Source organism: Thermus caldifontis, assembly GCF_003336745.1.
Classification (GTDB): domain Bacteria; phylum Deinococcota; class Deinococci; order Deinococcales; family Thermaceae; genus Thermus; species Thermus caldifontis.
Window position 1 is genome coordinate 67207 of sequence record NZ_QGMX01000002.1, and the last position, 14610, is coordinate 81816.

Annotated in this window: 13 protein-coding genes, 1 tRNA gene and 1 pseudogene; 2 read left to right on the forward strand and 13 right to left on the reverse strand. The window is 64.4% G+C overall.

The window, feature by feature from the left end; genetic code table 11:
• Positions 1 to 34 precede the first annotated feature (34 nt).
• Positions 35 to 2893: an excinuclease ABC subunit UvrA gene (uvrA, locus tag DK874_RS04095; protein ID WP_114312766.1), complete on the forward strand. Its 2859-nt coding sequence runs from the start codon at positions 35 to 37 to the stop codon at positions 2891 to 2893.
• Here uvrA and DK874_RS04100 read toward each other — a convergent pair.
• From DK874_RS04100 to DK874_RS04140, 9 genes and pseudogenes are all read right to left on the reverse strand, one after another.
• Positions 2890 to 3528 carry a TetR/AcrR family transcriptional regulator gene (locus DK874_RS04100; RefSeq protein WP_114312767.1) on the reverse strand — a complete coding sequence of 213 codons (639 nt, stop codon included), beginning with the start codon at positions 3526 to 3528 and terminating at the stop codon, positions 2890 to 2892. The genes uvrA and DK874_RS04100 overlap by 4 nt on opposite strands.
• A 25-nt stretch (positions 3529 to 3553) precedes the next feature.
• Entirely contained in the window at positions 3554 to 4048 is a 495-nt protein-coding gene (locus tag DK874_RS04105; protein ID WP_114312768.1) for a hypothetical protein, read from the reverse strand.
• Between the two features lie 9 nt (positions 4049 to 4057).
• Positions 4058 to 4624 (reverse strand): annotated as a pseudogene (locus tag DK874_RS04110) (FAD-dependent oxidoreductase); the annotation flags it as partial.
• A 10-nt stretch (positions 4625 to 4634) separates the two neighbouring features.
• Entirely contained in the window at positions 4635 to 5489 is an 855-nt protein-coding gene (locus DK874_RS04115; protein ID WP_114312769.1) for an NAD(P)H-dependent flavin oxidoreductase, read from the reverse strand.
• Positions 5490 to 5508: 19 nt separating this feature from the next.
• Entirely contained in the window at positions 5509 to 6912 is a 1404-nt protein-coding gene (locus DK874_RS04120; RefSeq protein WP_114312770.1) for a glycosyltransferase family 2 protein, read from the reverse strand.
• Entirely contained in the window at positions 6909 to 8048 is a 1140-nt protein-coding gene (locus tag DK874_RS04125) for a HEAT repeat domain-containing protein (RefSeq protein WP_114312771.1), read from the reverse strand. The genes DK874_RS04120 and DK874_RS04125 overlap by 4 nt, the downstream gene beginning before the upstream one ends.
• Positions 8032 to 8394 (reverse strand): response regulator transcription factor, encoded by a 363-nt coding sequence (locus DK874_RS04130; RefSeq protein ID WP_240307603.1) that lies wholly within the window; start codon positions 8392 to 8394, stop codon positions 8032 to 8034. The genes DK874_RS04125 and DK874_RS04130 overlap by 17 nt, the downstream gene beginning before the upstream one ends.
• 9 nt (positions 8395 to 8403) lie before the next feature.
• Positions 8404 to 10578, reverse strand: coding sequence for an ATP-binding protein (locus tag DK874_RS04135; RefSeq protein WP_114312772.1), 2175 nt, complete (start codon positions 10576 to 10578; stop codon positions 8404 to 8406).
• Between the two features lie 42 nt (positions 10579 to 10620).
• Positions 10621 to 10938, reverse strand: a complete 318-nt coding sequence (locus tag DK874_RS04140; RefSeq protein ID WP_114312773.1) for a cupin domain-containing protein — start codon at positions 10936 to 10938, stop codon at positions 10621 to 10623.
• Between the two features lie 57 nt (positions 10939 to 10995).
• On the opposite strand from DK874_RS04140, the gene DK874_RS04145 reads away from it, so the two are divergent.
• Positions 10996 to 11072: transfer RNA gene (locus tag DK874_RS04145), tRNA-Pro, on the forward strand.
• Positions 11073 to 11142: 70 nt separating this feature from the next.
• On the opposite strand, the gene fba is transcribed toward DK874_RS04145, so the two are convergent.
• From fba to cbbX, 4 genes are read right to left on the reverse strand one after another with little or no spacing between them, the layout of a single operon-like run.
• Entirely contained in the window at positions 11143 to 12066 is a 924-nt protein-coding gene (gene fba, locus DK874_RS04150) for a class II fructose-1,6-bisphosphate aldolase (RefSeq protein WP_114312774.1), read from the reverse strand.
• Positions 12047 to 12715, reverse strand: coding sequence for a ribulose-phosphate 3-epimerase (gene rpe / locus DK874_RS04155; RefSeq protein ID WP_114312775.1), 669 nt, complete (start codon positions 12713 to 12715; stop codon positions 12047 to 12049). The genes fba and rpe overlap by 20 nt, the downstream gene beginning before the upstream one ends.
• Positions 12716 to 12724: 9 nt before the next feature.
• Positions 12725 to 13690, reverse strand: a complete 966-nt coding sequence (locus tag DK874_RS04160) for a phosphoribulokinase (RefSeq protein ID WP_114312776.1) — start codon at positions 13688 to 13690, stop codon at positions 12725 to 12727.
• Positions 13680 to 14576: a CbbX protein gene (gene cbbX, locus DK874_RS04165; protein ID WP_114312777.1), complete on the reverse strand. Its 897-nt coding sequence runs from the start codon at positions 14574 to 14576 to the stop codon at positions 13680 to 13682. The genes DK874_RS04160 and cbbX overlap by 11 nt, the downstream gene beginning before the upstream one ends.
• Between the last annotated feature and the right edge of the window lie 34 nt (positions 14577 to 14610).

Genomic DNA, 14610 nt, shown 5'->3' on the forward strand with positions numbered 1-14610 from the left:
GTCCTTGCCAAAGGGTAGTGGTATACTTCCACGGATGGACCGCATCGTCATCCGGGGGGCACGGGAGCACAACCTCAAGAACATCAGCCTGGAGCTCCCGCGGGGCAAGTTCATCGTCATCACCGGGGTTTCCGGCTCGGGCAAGAGCACCCTGGCCTTTGACACCATCTACGCGGAAGGGCAACGGCGCTACGTGGAAAGCCTCTCCAGCTACGCCCGCCAGTTCTTGGGGGTCATGGACAAGCCTGAGGTGGAAAGCATCGAGGGCCTTTCCCCTGCCATCTCCATCGACCAGAAAACCACCAGCCACAACCCCCGCTCCACCGTGGGCACGGTGACGGAGATCCACGACTACCTCCGCCTCCTCTATGCCCGCATCGGCACCGCCTACTGCCCCGAGTGTGGCCGCCCCATTGAGAAGCAGTCCGCCAGCGAGATCACCGACCGCCTCCTGCAAAAGCCCCCGGGCACCCGGGCCATCCTCATGGCGCCCGTGGTGCGGGGAAGGAAGGGGGAATACCGCAAGCTTTTCGGGCAACTTCTGAAGGAAGGCTACGCCCGGGTGCGGGTGGACGGGGTCATCTACCTCCTGGAGGAGGCCCAGAACCTCAACCTGGAAAAGTACGAGAAGCACGACATCGACCTGGTGGTGGACCGGGTGGTCCTTAAGGAGGAGGAACGCCCCCGCATCGCCGAGGCGGTGGAGCTTGCCCTTCTTAGGGGCGAGGGGCTTTTGCGGGTCCTTTACCCGGACGGTGGCCAAGAGGAGCTTTACTCGGAAAAGTTCGCCTGCCCCGAGCATGGGAGCGTCCTGGAGGAGTTGGAGCCCCGCATCTTCTCCTTCAACGCCCCCTACGGGGCCTGCCCCGCCTGCTCGGGCCTGGGATACAAACAGGAGTTTCACCCTGAGCTCATCGTGAATCCCGAGCTCTCCCTGGCCGAGGGGGCCATCCTGCCTTGGGCCCGGGGTAGGGACACGGGGCGAAGCTACCTCTGGGACCGGCTTCGGGCCCTGGCGGAGCACCTGGGCTTTGACCTCAAAACCCCCTTCAAGGACCTGCCGGAGGAGGCCAAACAGGCGGTGCTCTATGGCCTCCCCGAGCCCTTTGAGGTGGTCTTCCGCCGGGGAGGGAAGGAAACCTTCCGGGTAGAGGTCCACTACGAAGGGGTCATCCCCTGGTTGCATAAGCGCTACCAGGAGGCGGAATCTGAAGGGGTCAAGGAGGCGCTGGAAGGCTTCATGTCGCAAAAGCCCTGCCCGGTGTGCAGCGGCACCCGCTACAAGAAGGAGGTGCTCTCCGTAAGGGTGGCGGACAAAAACATCGCCGAGGTTTCGGCCCTGCCGGTTCGCGAGGCCCTGGAGTTTTTCCGGGACCTCGAGGCCCATCTCCCCCCCTTCCAGGCCCAGATCGCCCGCCCCATCCTGCGGGAAATCGTGGAAAGGCTGGGGTTTTTGGTGGGGGTAGGGCTGGACTACCTCACCCTGGACCGAGCCGCCAACACCCTCTCCGGAGGGGAGGCCCAAAGGATCCGCCTGGCCACCCAGGTGGGAAGCGGCCTCACCGGAGTGCTCTACGTGCTGGACGAGCCCAGCATCGGCCTGCATCCCAAGGACAACCAGCGCCTCATCGCCACCCTAAAGCGCCTCCAGGGCCTCGGCAACACCCTGATCGTGGTGGAGCACGACGAGGAGACCATGCGGGCCGCGGACTGGATCGTGGACATGGGGCCAGGGGCCGGCATCCACGGGGGGGAGGTGGTGGCCCAGGGCCCCTTGGAGGAGATCCTCAAAAGCCCCCAAAGCCTCACCGGGGCCTACCTAAGGGGAGAGAAGCGGATCCCCGTGCCTAAGGAGCGCCGTAAGGGCAACGGCAAGTGGCTGGTCCTAAGGGGAGCCCGGGAGCACAACCTGAAAAACATCACCCTGAAAATCCCCTTGGGCCGCTTCGTGGCGGTGACGGGGCCCTCGGGCTCGGGCAAGAGCACCCTGATCCACGATGTCCTCTACGCCGCCTTGGCGCAAAGGCTCATGCGGGCCAAGACCACCCCTGGGGCCTTTGACGCCCTGGAGGGCCTCGAGCACCTGGACAAGGTCATCGAAATAGACCAGTCCCCCATCGGCCGCACCCCCCGCTCCAACCCCGCCACCTACACCGGGATCTTTGACGAGATCCGCGACCTCTTCGCCAAGACCCCCGAGGCCAGGAAACGGGGCTACGGCCCAGGCCGCTTCTCCTTCAACGTCAAAGGGGGGCGGTGTGAGGCCTGCGGGGGCGACGGCACGGTGAAGATCGAGATGCTCTTCCTGCCCGACCTCTACGTGCCCTGCGAGGTGTGTAAGGGCAAGCGCTACAACAAGGAGACCCTGGAGGTAAAGCTCAGGGGCAAGAGCATCGCCGACGTCCTGGACATGACCGCCGAGGAAGCCCTGGAATTTTTCCAGAATGTCCCCACCATCGCCCGCAAGCTCCAGCTCATGGTGGACGTGGGCCTGGGGTACATGCGCTTAGGCCAGCCCTCCCCCACCCTTTCAGGGGGGGAGGCCCAGAGGATCAAGCTGGCCACGGAGCTGGGCCGCAAGGCCACGGGCCGCACCCTCTACATCCTGGACGAGCCCACCACCGGCCTTCACTTTGACGACGTGGCCAAGCTCCTGGACGTGCTCCACCGCCTGGTGGACGCCGGCAACACCGTGGTGGTCATCGAGCACAACTTGGACGTGGTGAAGACCGCCGACTGGGTCATTGACCTGGGCCCCGAGGGAGGGGACCGGGGAGGGGAGATCGTGGCCGAGGGCACCCCGGAAGAGGTAGCCCTTTCGGGAAGCCCCACGGGGCTCTTCCTGGCCATGATCCCCGAGATCGCCGAGAGGCTGAAGGTGGCCGCGGACTAAGCCTTGGCCTTGGCGGATTTCCTGGAAACCTGGGCAGGTTGGCTGCGGGCTAGGATCCCCTCCAGGGCCAAGGATAAGGATTTTTCCACCTCCTCCCTGAAGTCCCGGTTAGGGGTATAGGCCGCCCAGCGCAAGGCGGCCAGGAAGTAAAGGTCCGCCAAGGTGCGGCCCATGCGCTCCAGGGAAAGGTCCTGGCGCACCACCCCCTTCTCCTTTAGGGGCTTCAGCACCTCAGCGATTAGGTCCCCCAAAGGCAGGGCCATGAAGGCCGCCTTGGCCCGGATGGGGTCGGGGTTTAACAGCTCGTAAAGAAGAGGCAGAAGAAGGTCCTTCTCCGCTTGGGTAAAACCCGCAAGCCTCTGGAATAGGAAGCGCAGAAGGGCTAGGGGGTCTTCCCCTTGGGCCAGCCGACGCCTAACCTCCTCCCGAAGGTCAGCCAACAGGAGGCTTCCGTACTCCAGGAGCACCGCCTCCTTGTAGGGGTAGTAGTTGAAGAAGGTACCCCGGGACACGTGGGCGGCCTTGGCGATATCCGTGGCCGTAGTCCCTTGGAAACCCTGCTGGCGAAAGAGGGCCATGGCCGCCTGGAAGATGCGCTCCCGGCGGCGCTTTTTCTGGTACTCCCTTACGGTCATGGAAGTAGTGTACCCCCGCCCAAACTTAAAGTTCAATCACCTTTTGCGCCCAGTCCGCTAAGGCCTGGAGGAGGGCCAAGCCCCCCAGGGTGGAATACACCTTCGCCTCCCGGTGGAAGGAGCCCTCCTCCACCTGGTACCCCTGCCTGGCCAGGGACCGGGCCACCTCCCCCGGGGCCACCACCCGGGTGGGAAGCCTCCCCACCTCCGCCAGGAAAAGGTGGGCGTTAAAGCCTAAAAACACCGCCTCCAAACCCTCCCAGATCTCCTCCAAAAAGGCCAGGTAGGTGGGGTCTTGGGCCATGCGGCCAGGCCTCCTAGCCCCGGGAATGAAGAGGGCCCTAGGAGGGGGGGCTGCGGGAAAGGCGTAGGTGGGGGTCCAGACGGAACCCGCCAGGGCTGGAGTTCCCTTCCGCCCCTTGGCCACGGTGTAGGCGGGGTATTCCAGGCGCCGGGCAGCCTCCAGGGCTAAGGCCGCCTCCAGCTCGGAAAACTCGGGGAGGAGGAGGATGGCCAGCACGTTAATCCATTATGGCAGAAGCCGGTACAAAATCACCGCGGCCTCCCCCCGGGTCACGGGATCGCTACCCGCAAGCCTGTCCTCCCCCAAGGCCTGCAGGATCTGGTTCAGCACGGACCTCCTCGAGGGCCTCTGCAGCTCTTCCCGGAAAAGTTCCCGGGCCTTCAACACCACCCTGAGGCGCTCCTCGGGCCCCTTCACCCGATAGTAGTGCTCCAGGTTAGCCAAAAAGTCCCCCAGGAGAATGGGTTCGGAAAGGCCCAGGGAACCCTTTAGGTAATAGGGGCCAGCGAACAGCCCCCGCCTCAAGAGGGCCACCGCCTCCCGGTACCCTAGCCTTTCCGCCTCCACCCGCCCCCCCTCAGGGGAGGAGAGCCTGGCCCCCCTTTGGCCAAGCCACTTGCGCAGGGCCTCGAGGCCCTGCCCACTCCCGGCAAGCTGATGAAAATCGGCCAGGGGCACCTTGGCAAGCCCTGCCTGAGGGGCCTTGCGCAAGAGGGCCGCCGCCACCCCTGCCGCCTCTCCCAACGCCATCTGCAGGGGAACCACCCGGGCGGAGAAGGCGGCCACGCTGTCCAGTCGCCATTTATGGAAGGTTGGCCTTGGCCTCCTGATACTCCTCCACCAGCCGGGCCACCACTTCCTTGGCGGAAGGAAGGTCCCGGATGAAAGCCACCCCGTGCCCGGCGGAGTAGACCTCCTTCCAGGCCTTACCCCCACCCTGGCGGAAGCGCTCCAAGGATTCCCGGAGGAAGTTGGCGGGCACCCCGGTGACCTCGGGGGTGTACTGGATATCCTCAGGGGTAGCCCGTAAAAGGGCTTCCTTGTACTCTAAAGGGGCTTCGGACTCCACGGTGGCGATGAAGCGGGTGCCGATGTAGGCCCCATCCCCCAGGGCCAAAGCAGCCAGCAGCTGCCTGCCGGTGGCGATGCCGCCGGCGATGAGCACGGGCACCCCCAGCTCTTCCCTAAGCCAAGGCCCTAAGACAAAGGGGCTTACCATCCCCGCATGCCCTCCAGCCCCCGCGGCCACGGCCACCAGGGCATCGGCCCCCGCCTCCACGGCCTTTTTCCCGTGCCTTAGGCCCACCACATCGCACCAGACCACGCCGCCATAGGCCTTCACCCGCTCCACCACCCGGGTGGGATCCCCCAAGGAAGTGACCACCAGGGGTACCCGGCGCTCGGCCACCGCTTCCAGGTCCTCCTCGAGGCGGGGGTTGTCCTTGAGGATCAGGTTCACCCCAAAGGGAAGGTCCTGGGGAAAGCCCTGCAAAAACTCCCGGAAGGCGGCATGGGTGCGGAAGTTGAGGCTGGGGATGACCCCGATGGCCCCGGCCTCGGCCACCGCCTGAAGAAGCCTGGCCCCCGAGACCAAGAACATGGGGGCGGCCACGATGGGGTAACGGATGCCCAACATGCGGGTGATGGCGGTTTCCATGAGGAGGATTATACCCGGTTCAAGACTCCAACCCCTTCCGCCGCATCTCCCCCCAGACCCCCCGCTTGCGCCACACCTGGAAGGTGGCGAGAAAGCGCTCCCACGCCAGCACCTGCCGGTAGCCTAGGCCCTCGAGGATCGCCAGAAGAAGAAGCACCAAGCGGTCCCTGAGCCGGGGATAGCGCTGGAGGAGCAAGGTCTCCATGCCTACCGCCAGCTGGGAAAGAAGCACCCCATAGGCCAGGGCTAGGAGAAAGAAGAGGAAGGCAAACTCCGCATTGAAGAGGCCCAGAAGGTAGAAAATAGCGAAAAGCACATACCCCAAAACCTCCACCACCGGGGCCAGGGCCTCAAAGAAGAAGAAATAGGGCATGGCCACCAGGCCCAAACGCCCGTACCGGGGGTTGAAGAGCATCATGCGGTGCATCCAGAGCACCTCCCAAAGACCCCGGTGCCAACGGTTCCGCTGCCTCCTTAAGGTGGCCCAGTCCGCAGGCACCTCGGTGTAGCAGATGGGATCCGGCGTGTAAAGGATGCGGTACTCCCGCCCTTCCTCCCGGGCCCGGCGGTGGAGGCGCACCACCAGCTCCATATCCTCCCCCACCGTGTCCGTGCGGTACCCCCCAATCCGTAGAGCCTCCTCCCGGCGGAAGAGGCCAAAGGCCCCCGAAATGATCAGCAAAGCCCCCATGGCGCTCCACCCCGCCCGGCCCATGAAAAAAGCCCGGGCATACTCCACTATTTGCATCTTCTCTAGGAAACCCCGGGGAAGGTGGAGGGTTTCCACCACCCCCTCCCGCACCACCGCCCCGTTGAGCGGTCGAATGGTACCCCCCACGGCCAAGACCCTCTCGTCCTCCAAGAAGAGACGGCTCGCTCGCAGAAGGGCCTGGGCGTCCAAAAGGCTATCCGCATCCACGGCGCAGAAGAGGGGATACCGGGCCAGGTTGAGCCCGGCGTTCAAAGCGTCGGCCTTACCCCCATTTTCCTTGTCCACCACGATAAGGTTTGGATAAACCAGGGAACGGTATACGGCCCGAACGGGCTTGCTGGGAAGGGCCCGGCGGTACACCCATTCCACCTCCACCAGGCGGAAGGCCTCCTTGAGCACCTCCAGGGTCCGGTCCTTGGGCCCATCCGCCACCACGATCACCTCAAACTCCGGGTAGTGGAGGCCCAAAAAAGAGCGCACCGAATGGGCGATGGTCTTCTCCTCGTTGTAGGTGGGCACCAGAATGGACACGGGCAGGTAGGCCTCGCGCTCCAAGAGGTCCTTTAGGGCAAGCTCGGAAAGCTCACGGGCATAGCGGGCCACCATCCCCAGGCCAAAGAAGGCGAAGAGGGTATAAAAGAAGTTCAAAAGGGCGAAATACCACAGGATCACCACCTGGTAAAAGAACAAGAAATCCAAAAGGAGGTTCACGCCGCTTCCCGTAAGACCTGCTGGGCCATGGCCCGGCCAAAGGGATCGGGGTGGCGTTCCGCAGCCTGGGCCAGAAAGCCCTTGTTCATCTGCAAAAGCCCTTCGGCCGCCGCCCGGCGCACGTAAAAAGAAGGGTCGGAAAGCGCCTTCCACAAGGCTCGCTGGGCCAGCTCGTTCCCCAAAAGGGCCAGGAGCCGGGCGGCATGGACCCGCAAGAACTCCCGTTCATCCTTTAAAGCCGCCAGCAAAAGCCCCTCGTAGCCCTGGGGTGGGTAGCGCAGGCGGTAAAGGGCACGCAGGGCCGCCGCCTTAAGCTCGGGATCCGCCTGGTCCAAGAAGGGAAGGACCCTTTCTCCCAAGGGCACCAGCTTAAGCCGGCCTATGGCCTCCAGGGCCGCCCACAGCTCCTCCCTTCCCCCCCGGGAAAGGAAAGCCTCCACCACAGGTGCCGCCCGCTCCTCCAGGAGGAGGAGCACCTCCAGGAGGGCCCCGCGGGGTAGACCCGCCTGGAGAAGGGCCTCCGCCAGACGTCCAAGCCCCTCCCCCTGGGCCACCCGGGCCCCAGCCCGGGCCGCCGCCAGGCGCAGGACCGAATCCGGGTGGCTCAGGTAAGGGAGAATAGCCTCCAGGGTCTCCGGTAAGCGGGCTTGGGCCAGGGCCTCGAGGGCCTCAAGCCGCAGGGGCCGAGAGGCAAAGCGGGTCTTCAGGATGCGGGGCCAAGGGGGATTGGCCTGGCGCAGCCATTCCGCTATCCGTTCGGAAAACTCCCCCTTGAGCATCTCCCTTAGACTCAGAAGGGCCTCGAGGGCCGGGCGGGGCCAAGGGGGGGGCGGGGGCGGCTCTCCGCCAAAGAGGGCTTGGGTGAACCGGGTCAGCCAGTCCTCATAAGCCCTTCGGTCCCGAAGCTCCTTGCTGGCGGTGTAGGCGTGGTAGAGAAGGATGTAAGCGGAAAGGCAACTTAAGGCCAGTCCCGTAAGGGCCAGCGCCTGGAAAAGGGCGCGGTAGGCCACCGGGTAACCGAACAGGTTAAAAAGCCGTCCGGAAAAAGCCACCACCAGACCCCCCAGGGCCAAGGCCTCGAGGAAGACCACCAGAAAGACCAAAAGGGCATAAAGCCGTTCACCGCGCCGCCACATAGTGCTCCAAGCGCCTTATGAGGTCGCTGGGGCTAAAGGGCTTGGTGAGGTACTCCTGGGCCCCTAGGGCCTGGGCCTCCTTCAGGCTCCGCTCCTGCTTAAGGCCGGAAAGAACCAGCACAGGGGTGGTCTTGTGGAGCTCTTTGCGCAAGTAGCGAAGGAGATCCAAACCAGACCCCCCCGGCAGGTTGATGTCCAGAACGATGGCATCCCAATCCCCGTTCAGTGCCGCTTTGGCTGAAGGGTAGTCCCGGGCCAGGTGGGGCTCGTACCCCTCCCGCCTTAGGGCCAGCTCTAAAACTTTGGCCACCGTGGGGTCATCTTCCACCACCAGAATCCGGGCCACGTCTTTATCTTAAGGGAGCGTCTGAGGAAGCCTTTGCAGCAGGGCCTTCACCTCAGGATCCGGGTTTCGCCTAACCTCCTCCTCAAGAAGCCCCCTCGCCTCGGGCACCTTCCCTTGCTCCAACAAGGCCTTGGCCAGGGTGAAGCGGGCCAGGGGGTAGCTGGGTTCCACCGCCAGCACCTGCCGAGCGAGGAGCTCCGCCTCCTTGGCCCGGCCCAGGGCCAGGACCACCTCGGAAAGCCCCCAGCGGGCATCCAGGTTCCCCGGATCCTCCCCAAGCACCTTCCGGTAGCTCTCCTCCGCCTCCCCGTAACGCTTCATTTGGTAAAGGAGCCTGGCGTAGCGCACCCGGATGTCGGGGCTGTCCAAAAGGGCCAGGGCCTTCTCGTAAAGGGGCTTAGCCTCGCCATGGCGGCCTTGGAGGTAAAGGGCAAAGGCCAGCTCGCCCAAGGCCTCCGCATCATCCGGGAAAGCGGACAGCGCCTGGCGCAAAAAGGCTTCTGCCCCAGCTGGGTCCTGGGGAAGCCTCTTCCTACCCTCGTAAAAGCTTTTCCGTTCCCGGAAGGGCACGGGGTCCGAGGGGTAGCCCTCGAGGCCCGCCTCATCCAAGGCCATGGCCCGCACCTGGCTCAGGCGGTCCGCCTGGGGCAGGTAGCGGAACACGTTACCCTCCACCCTGGCGGAAAGGACCACGGCATCCCCGCTGCGAACCTCCACCCGGAAGGCCCGGGTCCCCTCAGGGCCCAAGAGGCGGAAGACCACCTCGCCCTCAGGCCCCGGCGCCGGGCGCACCAGGGGAGCAGGAAGAAGCTTCCGCCTAACCCCCGTTCCCAGCACCGCTCCTTCCCCAGCAGGAAGCCTTTCCTGCCCCAAGGCCACCTTTCCCCGGTAAAGGGAAAGGCGGGCTCCTTCATCCCGGGAAAGGCGCAGGTGGGTCCCCGTGGGCCGCACCTGGCCCTCGGGGGTGGAAAGGGCCAAGGGCACAGGGGCCTCCCGCACCGCCTCCACCCCTCCCCTTTGCAAACGCACCTGCACCCTTTCCCCCCCTCCCCAAAGGCTCCGCCAGCGCCGGGCCTCCCCCTGGGCCTCAGGGCTAAAGGCCAGCTCCATCCCAGGAAGCCGCACCACCTCCCCGGCCGGCACCCCGCCGAAGGCCTTTGAACCCAAGGGGGCGGGGAAGATGGGCAAGCGGGCTAAGGCGATCAGGGCCACCATCAGGAGAAGCAGCCTTCCCACCGGGGCCCTTTGGCCCGGCTTGGGCCTGGGCAGAAGGAGAAAGAAGGTGCTCCCCAGGCCCAGGCGGCTCCTCAGGCGTACCTCGCCCCCATGGGCCTCGAGGACCCGCTTCACCAGGGCAAGCCCAAGTCCCGTCCCCTCCACCTCCCCCCGGGTGGAGGCCCGGTAGAAGGGTTCAAAGACCCTTTCCTGCTCCGCCTCGGGGATCCCGGGGCCGGTATCGGAAACGGCGATGCCGTACCGGTCCCGACCCAGAAGGAGGCGCACCGCCACCCGCCCCCCTTCCGGGGTGTATTTCACCGCGTTGTTGAGGACGTTCAGCACTGCTTGATAGAGCCATTCCTTATCTCCGTATACCCAGGCCTCCCGTTTCGGCAGGACCAAGCGGAGCCGGATTCCCTTCCTCCGGGCCAAAGGCCGCACCTCCTCCGAGGCCTGGAGAAGAAGGGCCTTAAGGTCCACCCGTTCGCTTTTAAGCCGCACCCCCTGGCCCAGGCGCAGGTACTCCTGGGCCTTTTGCAAGAGTTCTTGGATGCGACGGGCGCTCCTTTCGGCGATGGAAAGGAGTTCCTTGGCCTCTTCCGGAAGGTCCCCGGTTTCCAGGGCAAGCTCCAAGGCCCCCAAAACGCTCATCAAGGGGTTTTTGATCTCATGGAGCAAAAGGCGAAGAAGCCTAGCGCTCTCCTCCTGGCTCTTTAAAAGAGCAAGCTCCCGCTCCCGTAGCTCCCACACCTCGCGGAAGGCCCGAAAGAGGAGGCGCAAAGCCTCCTGGGTTGCCGGGGGCGGGGGCGGCCCTTCCCAGTAAAGGGCCATATCCCCTTCTTCCCAAAGCTTTTCTCCCCGTAAAGGACCCTCGGGAAGCACCTCCCCCCGGAAAAGGAGCCGCACGGGATACCGGCGGAGAAGCTCCGCCATGAACCCCAGGTCGGTGGGGGGAGCCTTTACCATCCCTACTAGGCTATTCTAGCCCTTTGAAAAGGATGTGAAAGCCTAGGGCTTGGGAGCCATCACCACCAGGAGAAGGGCGGGGTTTGCCGACTCGTTGCGCACGCCATGGGCCTCCCCTGAGCGAGCGATGGCCGCCATCCCCGGGACCAAAAGGGCTTCCTCCTCCCCGATGCGCACCACCACCTCCCCCTCCAAAACGTAGTACACCTTGTCGGAACCCTCGTGGGTGTGCACCTTTTGCGCCTGTCCCGGAAGCAGGGCATAAAGATCAAAAAACATCCTCTCTGACTCAAAAACCGGAATTTTGGCCATCTTTTCCGGGTTATACCGCACCAAGCTCCGCAGGTCTTTAATCTCCATGGCCCCAAGTCTACTTGACGAAAGCCCAAGCGGGGCACTACACTAACCTTTGCGCGCCGGGGAGTAGCGCAGCCTGGTAGCGCACACGCTTGGGGTGCGTGTGGTCGTCGGTTCAAATCCGGCCTCCCCGACCAAAAGCCCCCGCCCAAACGGGCGGGGGTTGTCTTTGGGGCTCCTACCCTGGCCGTGCCAGGGTGGGGTGGGTTATGCCCGGCCCACCGTGCCCATCAGCTCAAACTTCTCCCGGATCACCTGCTTCAGGTAGTCCCGGCCCTTGCCGATGATCTTGCGGGGGTCAAACTCCTTGGGATTGCCCACCACCACTTCCCGGATGCCCAGGGTCATGGCCAGGCGCAGGTCGGTGTCGATGTTGATCTTGGCGATGCCGTTGGGAATGGCCTTACGGATATCCTCATCGTGGATACCCGTAGCCTCCTTCAGCTCGGCCCCCGTGGCCAAGAGCCTCTCCTTAAGCCAGGTGGGTACCCCGCTGGCCCCGTGGAGCACCAGGGGGATAGGCACCCGCTTGCTGATCTCCTCCAGGCGCTTGTGGTCAATGTAGGGCCGGCCCTTCCCCTTGTAGGCCCCGTGGCTGGTGCCGATGGCGATGGCCAGGTAATCGATCCCCGTTTCCGCCACGAAGCGCTCCGCCTCCTCGGGGTCGGTGAGGAAGGCCTCGGCCTCGGAGACCTGGATGTTGTCCTCAATGCCCTGAAGCCGGCCCAGCTCCGCCTCCACGCTCACCCCCACCGCATGGGCCGCCTCCACCACCTTCTTGGTCTCGGCCACGTTCTCCTCAAAGGGATGGTGGCTGGCATCGATCATCACGCTGGTGAAGCCCGCCCTCAGGGCCTGCATCACCATCTTGAAGTCGGCCCCGTGGTCCAGGTGCAGGACCACGGGCACCTTGGTGCGGCTGGCCATATCCTTCACCAGGTTGGCCAGGTTCTCCATCCCCGCATACTTCCGGGCCCCGTCGGAAACCTGAATGAAGACGGGAGCCCGTAGTTCATCGGCTACCTCCAGGATAGCCTGGGTGATCTCCAGGTTGTTGGTGTTAAAGCTGGGAACCGCATAGCCCTCCCGCCGTGCCTTATCCAGAACCTCTTTACCGATCACCAAGGGCATACAGCACCTCCTTTAGCTCCTTTAGGTTATCAGCCACGGGCCGCTTGTTGAAAAGGGCGCTTCCCGCCACGGCCACGTCCGCACCCGCCCGGTACACCTCGGCCACGGTTTCCCGGTTCACCCCCCCATCCACCTCCAACAAGCAGGCCGGGTTCAACCGGTCCCGCATGGCCTTGAGGCGGCGAAGCCTCTCGGTGGCGGTGGGGATGTACCTTTGCCCCCCAAACCCCGGGTTCACGCTCATGAGCAGGGCCAGGTCCAGCTCGGGCAACAAGGGCTCGAACGCCTCGAGGGGGGTGGCGGGGTTGATGGCAAGCCCCGCCTTTTTCCCCAGCTCCTTCACCTTCTGCACCGCCCGGTGGGCGTGGGGAGTGGCCTCAAAGTGAACGGTGATGACATCGGCCCCTGCCCGGGCGAAGTCCTCCAGGTACCTTTCGGGCTGCACGATCATGAGGTGCACATCCAAGGGCAAGGAGGTGACCCGCCGCACCGCCTCCACCAGAAGGGGCCCGAAGGTAAGGTTGGGAACGAACACCCCATCCATCACGTCCAGGTGGATCCAGTCCACCCCCGCCGCCTCGGCCTCCTCGATTTGTTCCTTGAGCCTCGCCAGGTCCGCCGTGAGAATGGAGGGCGCAAACTTCAGCATCCTTTCCCCCTAGGCCACCCGCAGGTGCCCCCGCTCGATGGCCAGCTCCCGCATCTTAACCAGGTAGTAGGCGATGATGAGCTGGGTCAGGGCCAGGGGGTTGCTTTGGCCAGTCTTATCCAGGAAGGTGCCCACCAGGCTGGGGTCAAAGTGCTCCGCGTGATGGCCCAGGTGGTCCCAGATGATGCGCTCAAAGGCCAGGGCCTGCTCGGGGGTCACGTTTCCCGTGATGTCCAGGATGTCCGCCTCCTTCCGGGTCTCCAGGCGGATCAGGGCCTCGTCCTCGTAGGCGGAGTGGAGCACCTCGGAAAGGTCCAGACGGGGCAGGGTGTGCTTTAGGGCGATGCGCACGTTCAGGGTGCTGGGGTTTTCCGGATTGTAGCCAGGGGGGCGGTAGAAGCGCACCACGATGTCGGCGTGCTCCTTCTGGGGCCAGATGAAGGCCCGGGAGTCGGGCATGCGCCTTTCGATGTCGGCGATGACCTCCTCCGGGGTGTAGCCCCGCTTGGCCACATCCCGCTTCACCTTCCACTCCCGCCTGAGCTCCTCTTCGGGATCCAGGTAGACGGTGAGGTGGTAACGGCTTCTGAGGGCGGGGGAAAAGAGGGTTAGGAGCCCCTCGAGGATCACCACCCGGGGCACCAGCCGCCCATTGTCCTCCACCGCCCGGGGAGCAGGGATGTAGACCGGGGGGTCAAAGGTGCCCGTGGAATGGTTGTAGACGGGCTTCAGGATGGGTTCTCCTTCGGAAAGCAGCCTAACGTGCTGCTCCATGATGTCCATGTAGTTGCACTCGGGGTTCAAGGGGGTGATGCCCAGCTCCTTGCGCTGCTTGCGGTCGTACTTGTGGTAGTCGTCCACGCAGATGTTGGTGGTCCGCTCCTCGCCAAGAAGCCGGGCGATCCCTGCGGAGATGGTGGTCTTCCCCGCCCCCGAGTCACCGGCAATGCCTAACATGAAAGGCCTATGGGGCATCTTCCTCCTCCTTTTCCTCCTCCCTAAAAACCGAGCTGGCGTAGATGTCGTCGGCGGTGATGGTCATGAGGTCCTCTGCGGTCACCGGCCCCGCCTTCTGGTAAAGCCGGTAGGCCTGCCTAAGCTTGAAGCGGTCCAGGGCATTGCGCACGCTTCGGGCATAGGCGAAGTTGGGAAGCCGCATGCGCCTTTCCAAATACTCCAGGAAGGCCCTTTCCGCCTCTTCGGTGAAGCGGTAGCCCTGCTTTTCCAGCATGAGCTTGCCGATCTGGAAGAGCTCCTCGGCGCTATAGGGGGGAAACTCAATGTGGTGGGCGATGCGGGAGCGCATCCCCGGGTTCAGGGCGAAGAACTCCTCCATGCGGTCCTTGTAGCCGGCCAGGATCACCACCAGGTCCTCCCGCTGGTTCTCCATGACCTGGAGGAGGATCTCGATGGTTTCCTGGCCGTAGTCCCGCTCATTTTCCGCCCGGTAGAGGCTGTAGGCCTCGTCAATGAAGAGCACCCCCCCCATGGCCCGCTTCAGGACCTCCTTGGTCTTGGGGGCAGTGTGGCCGATGTACTGACCCACCAGGTCGTCGCGGCTGGCCACCACCAGGTGGTCGCGGCGGATGTAGCCCAGCTTGTGCAGGATGGTGGCCATGCGCATGGCTACGGTGGTCTTCCCCGTGCCCGGAGGACCCACGAAGGCCATGTGCAGGGTGGGGCGGTCAGCGGTAAGCCCCAGCTCCCGGCGGAGCTTGTCCACGGAGAGATAGGCGGCGATTTCCCGGATCCGCTGCTTGACAGGCCGAAGGCCCACCAGCTCCCGATCCAGGGTTTCCAGCACCGCCTCGATCTCGGGGTTTTTTACCACCGCCAGGTTTGGGCCTTGGGAATCCAGCATGGGCCTCCTTTAGGTTTTTCCAAGGGGCCCCGGG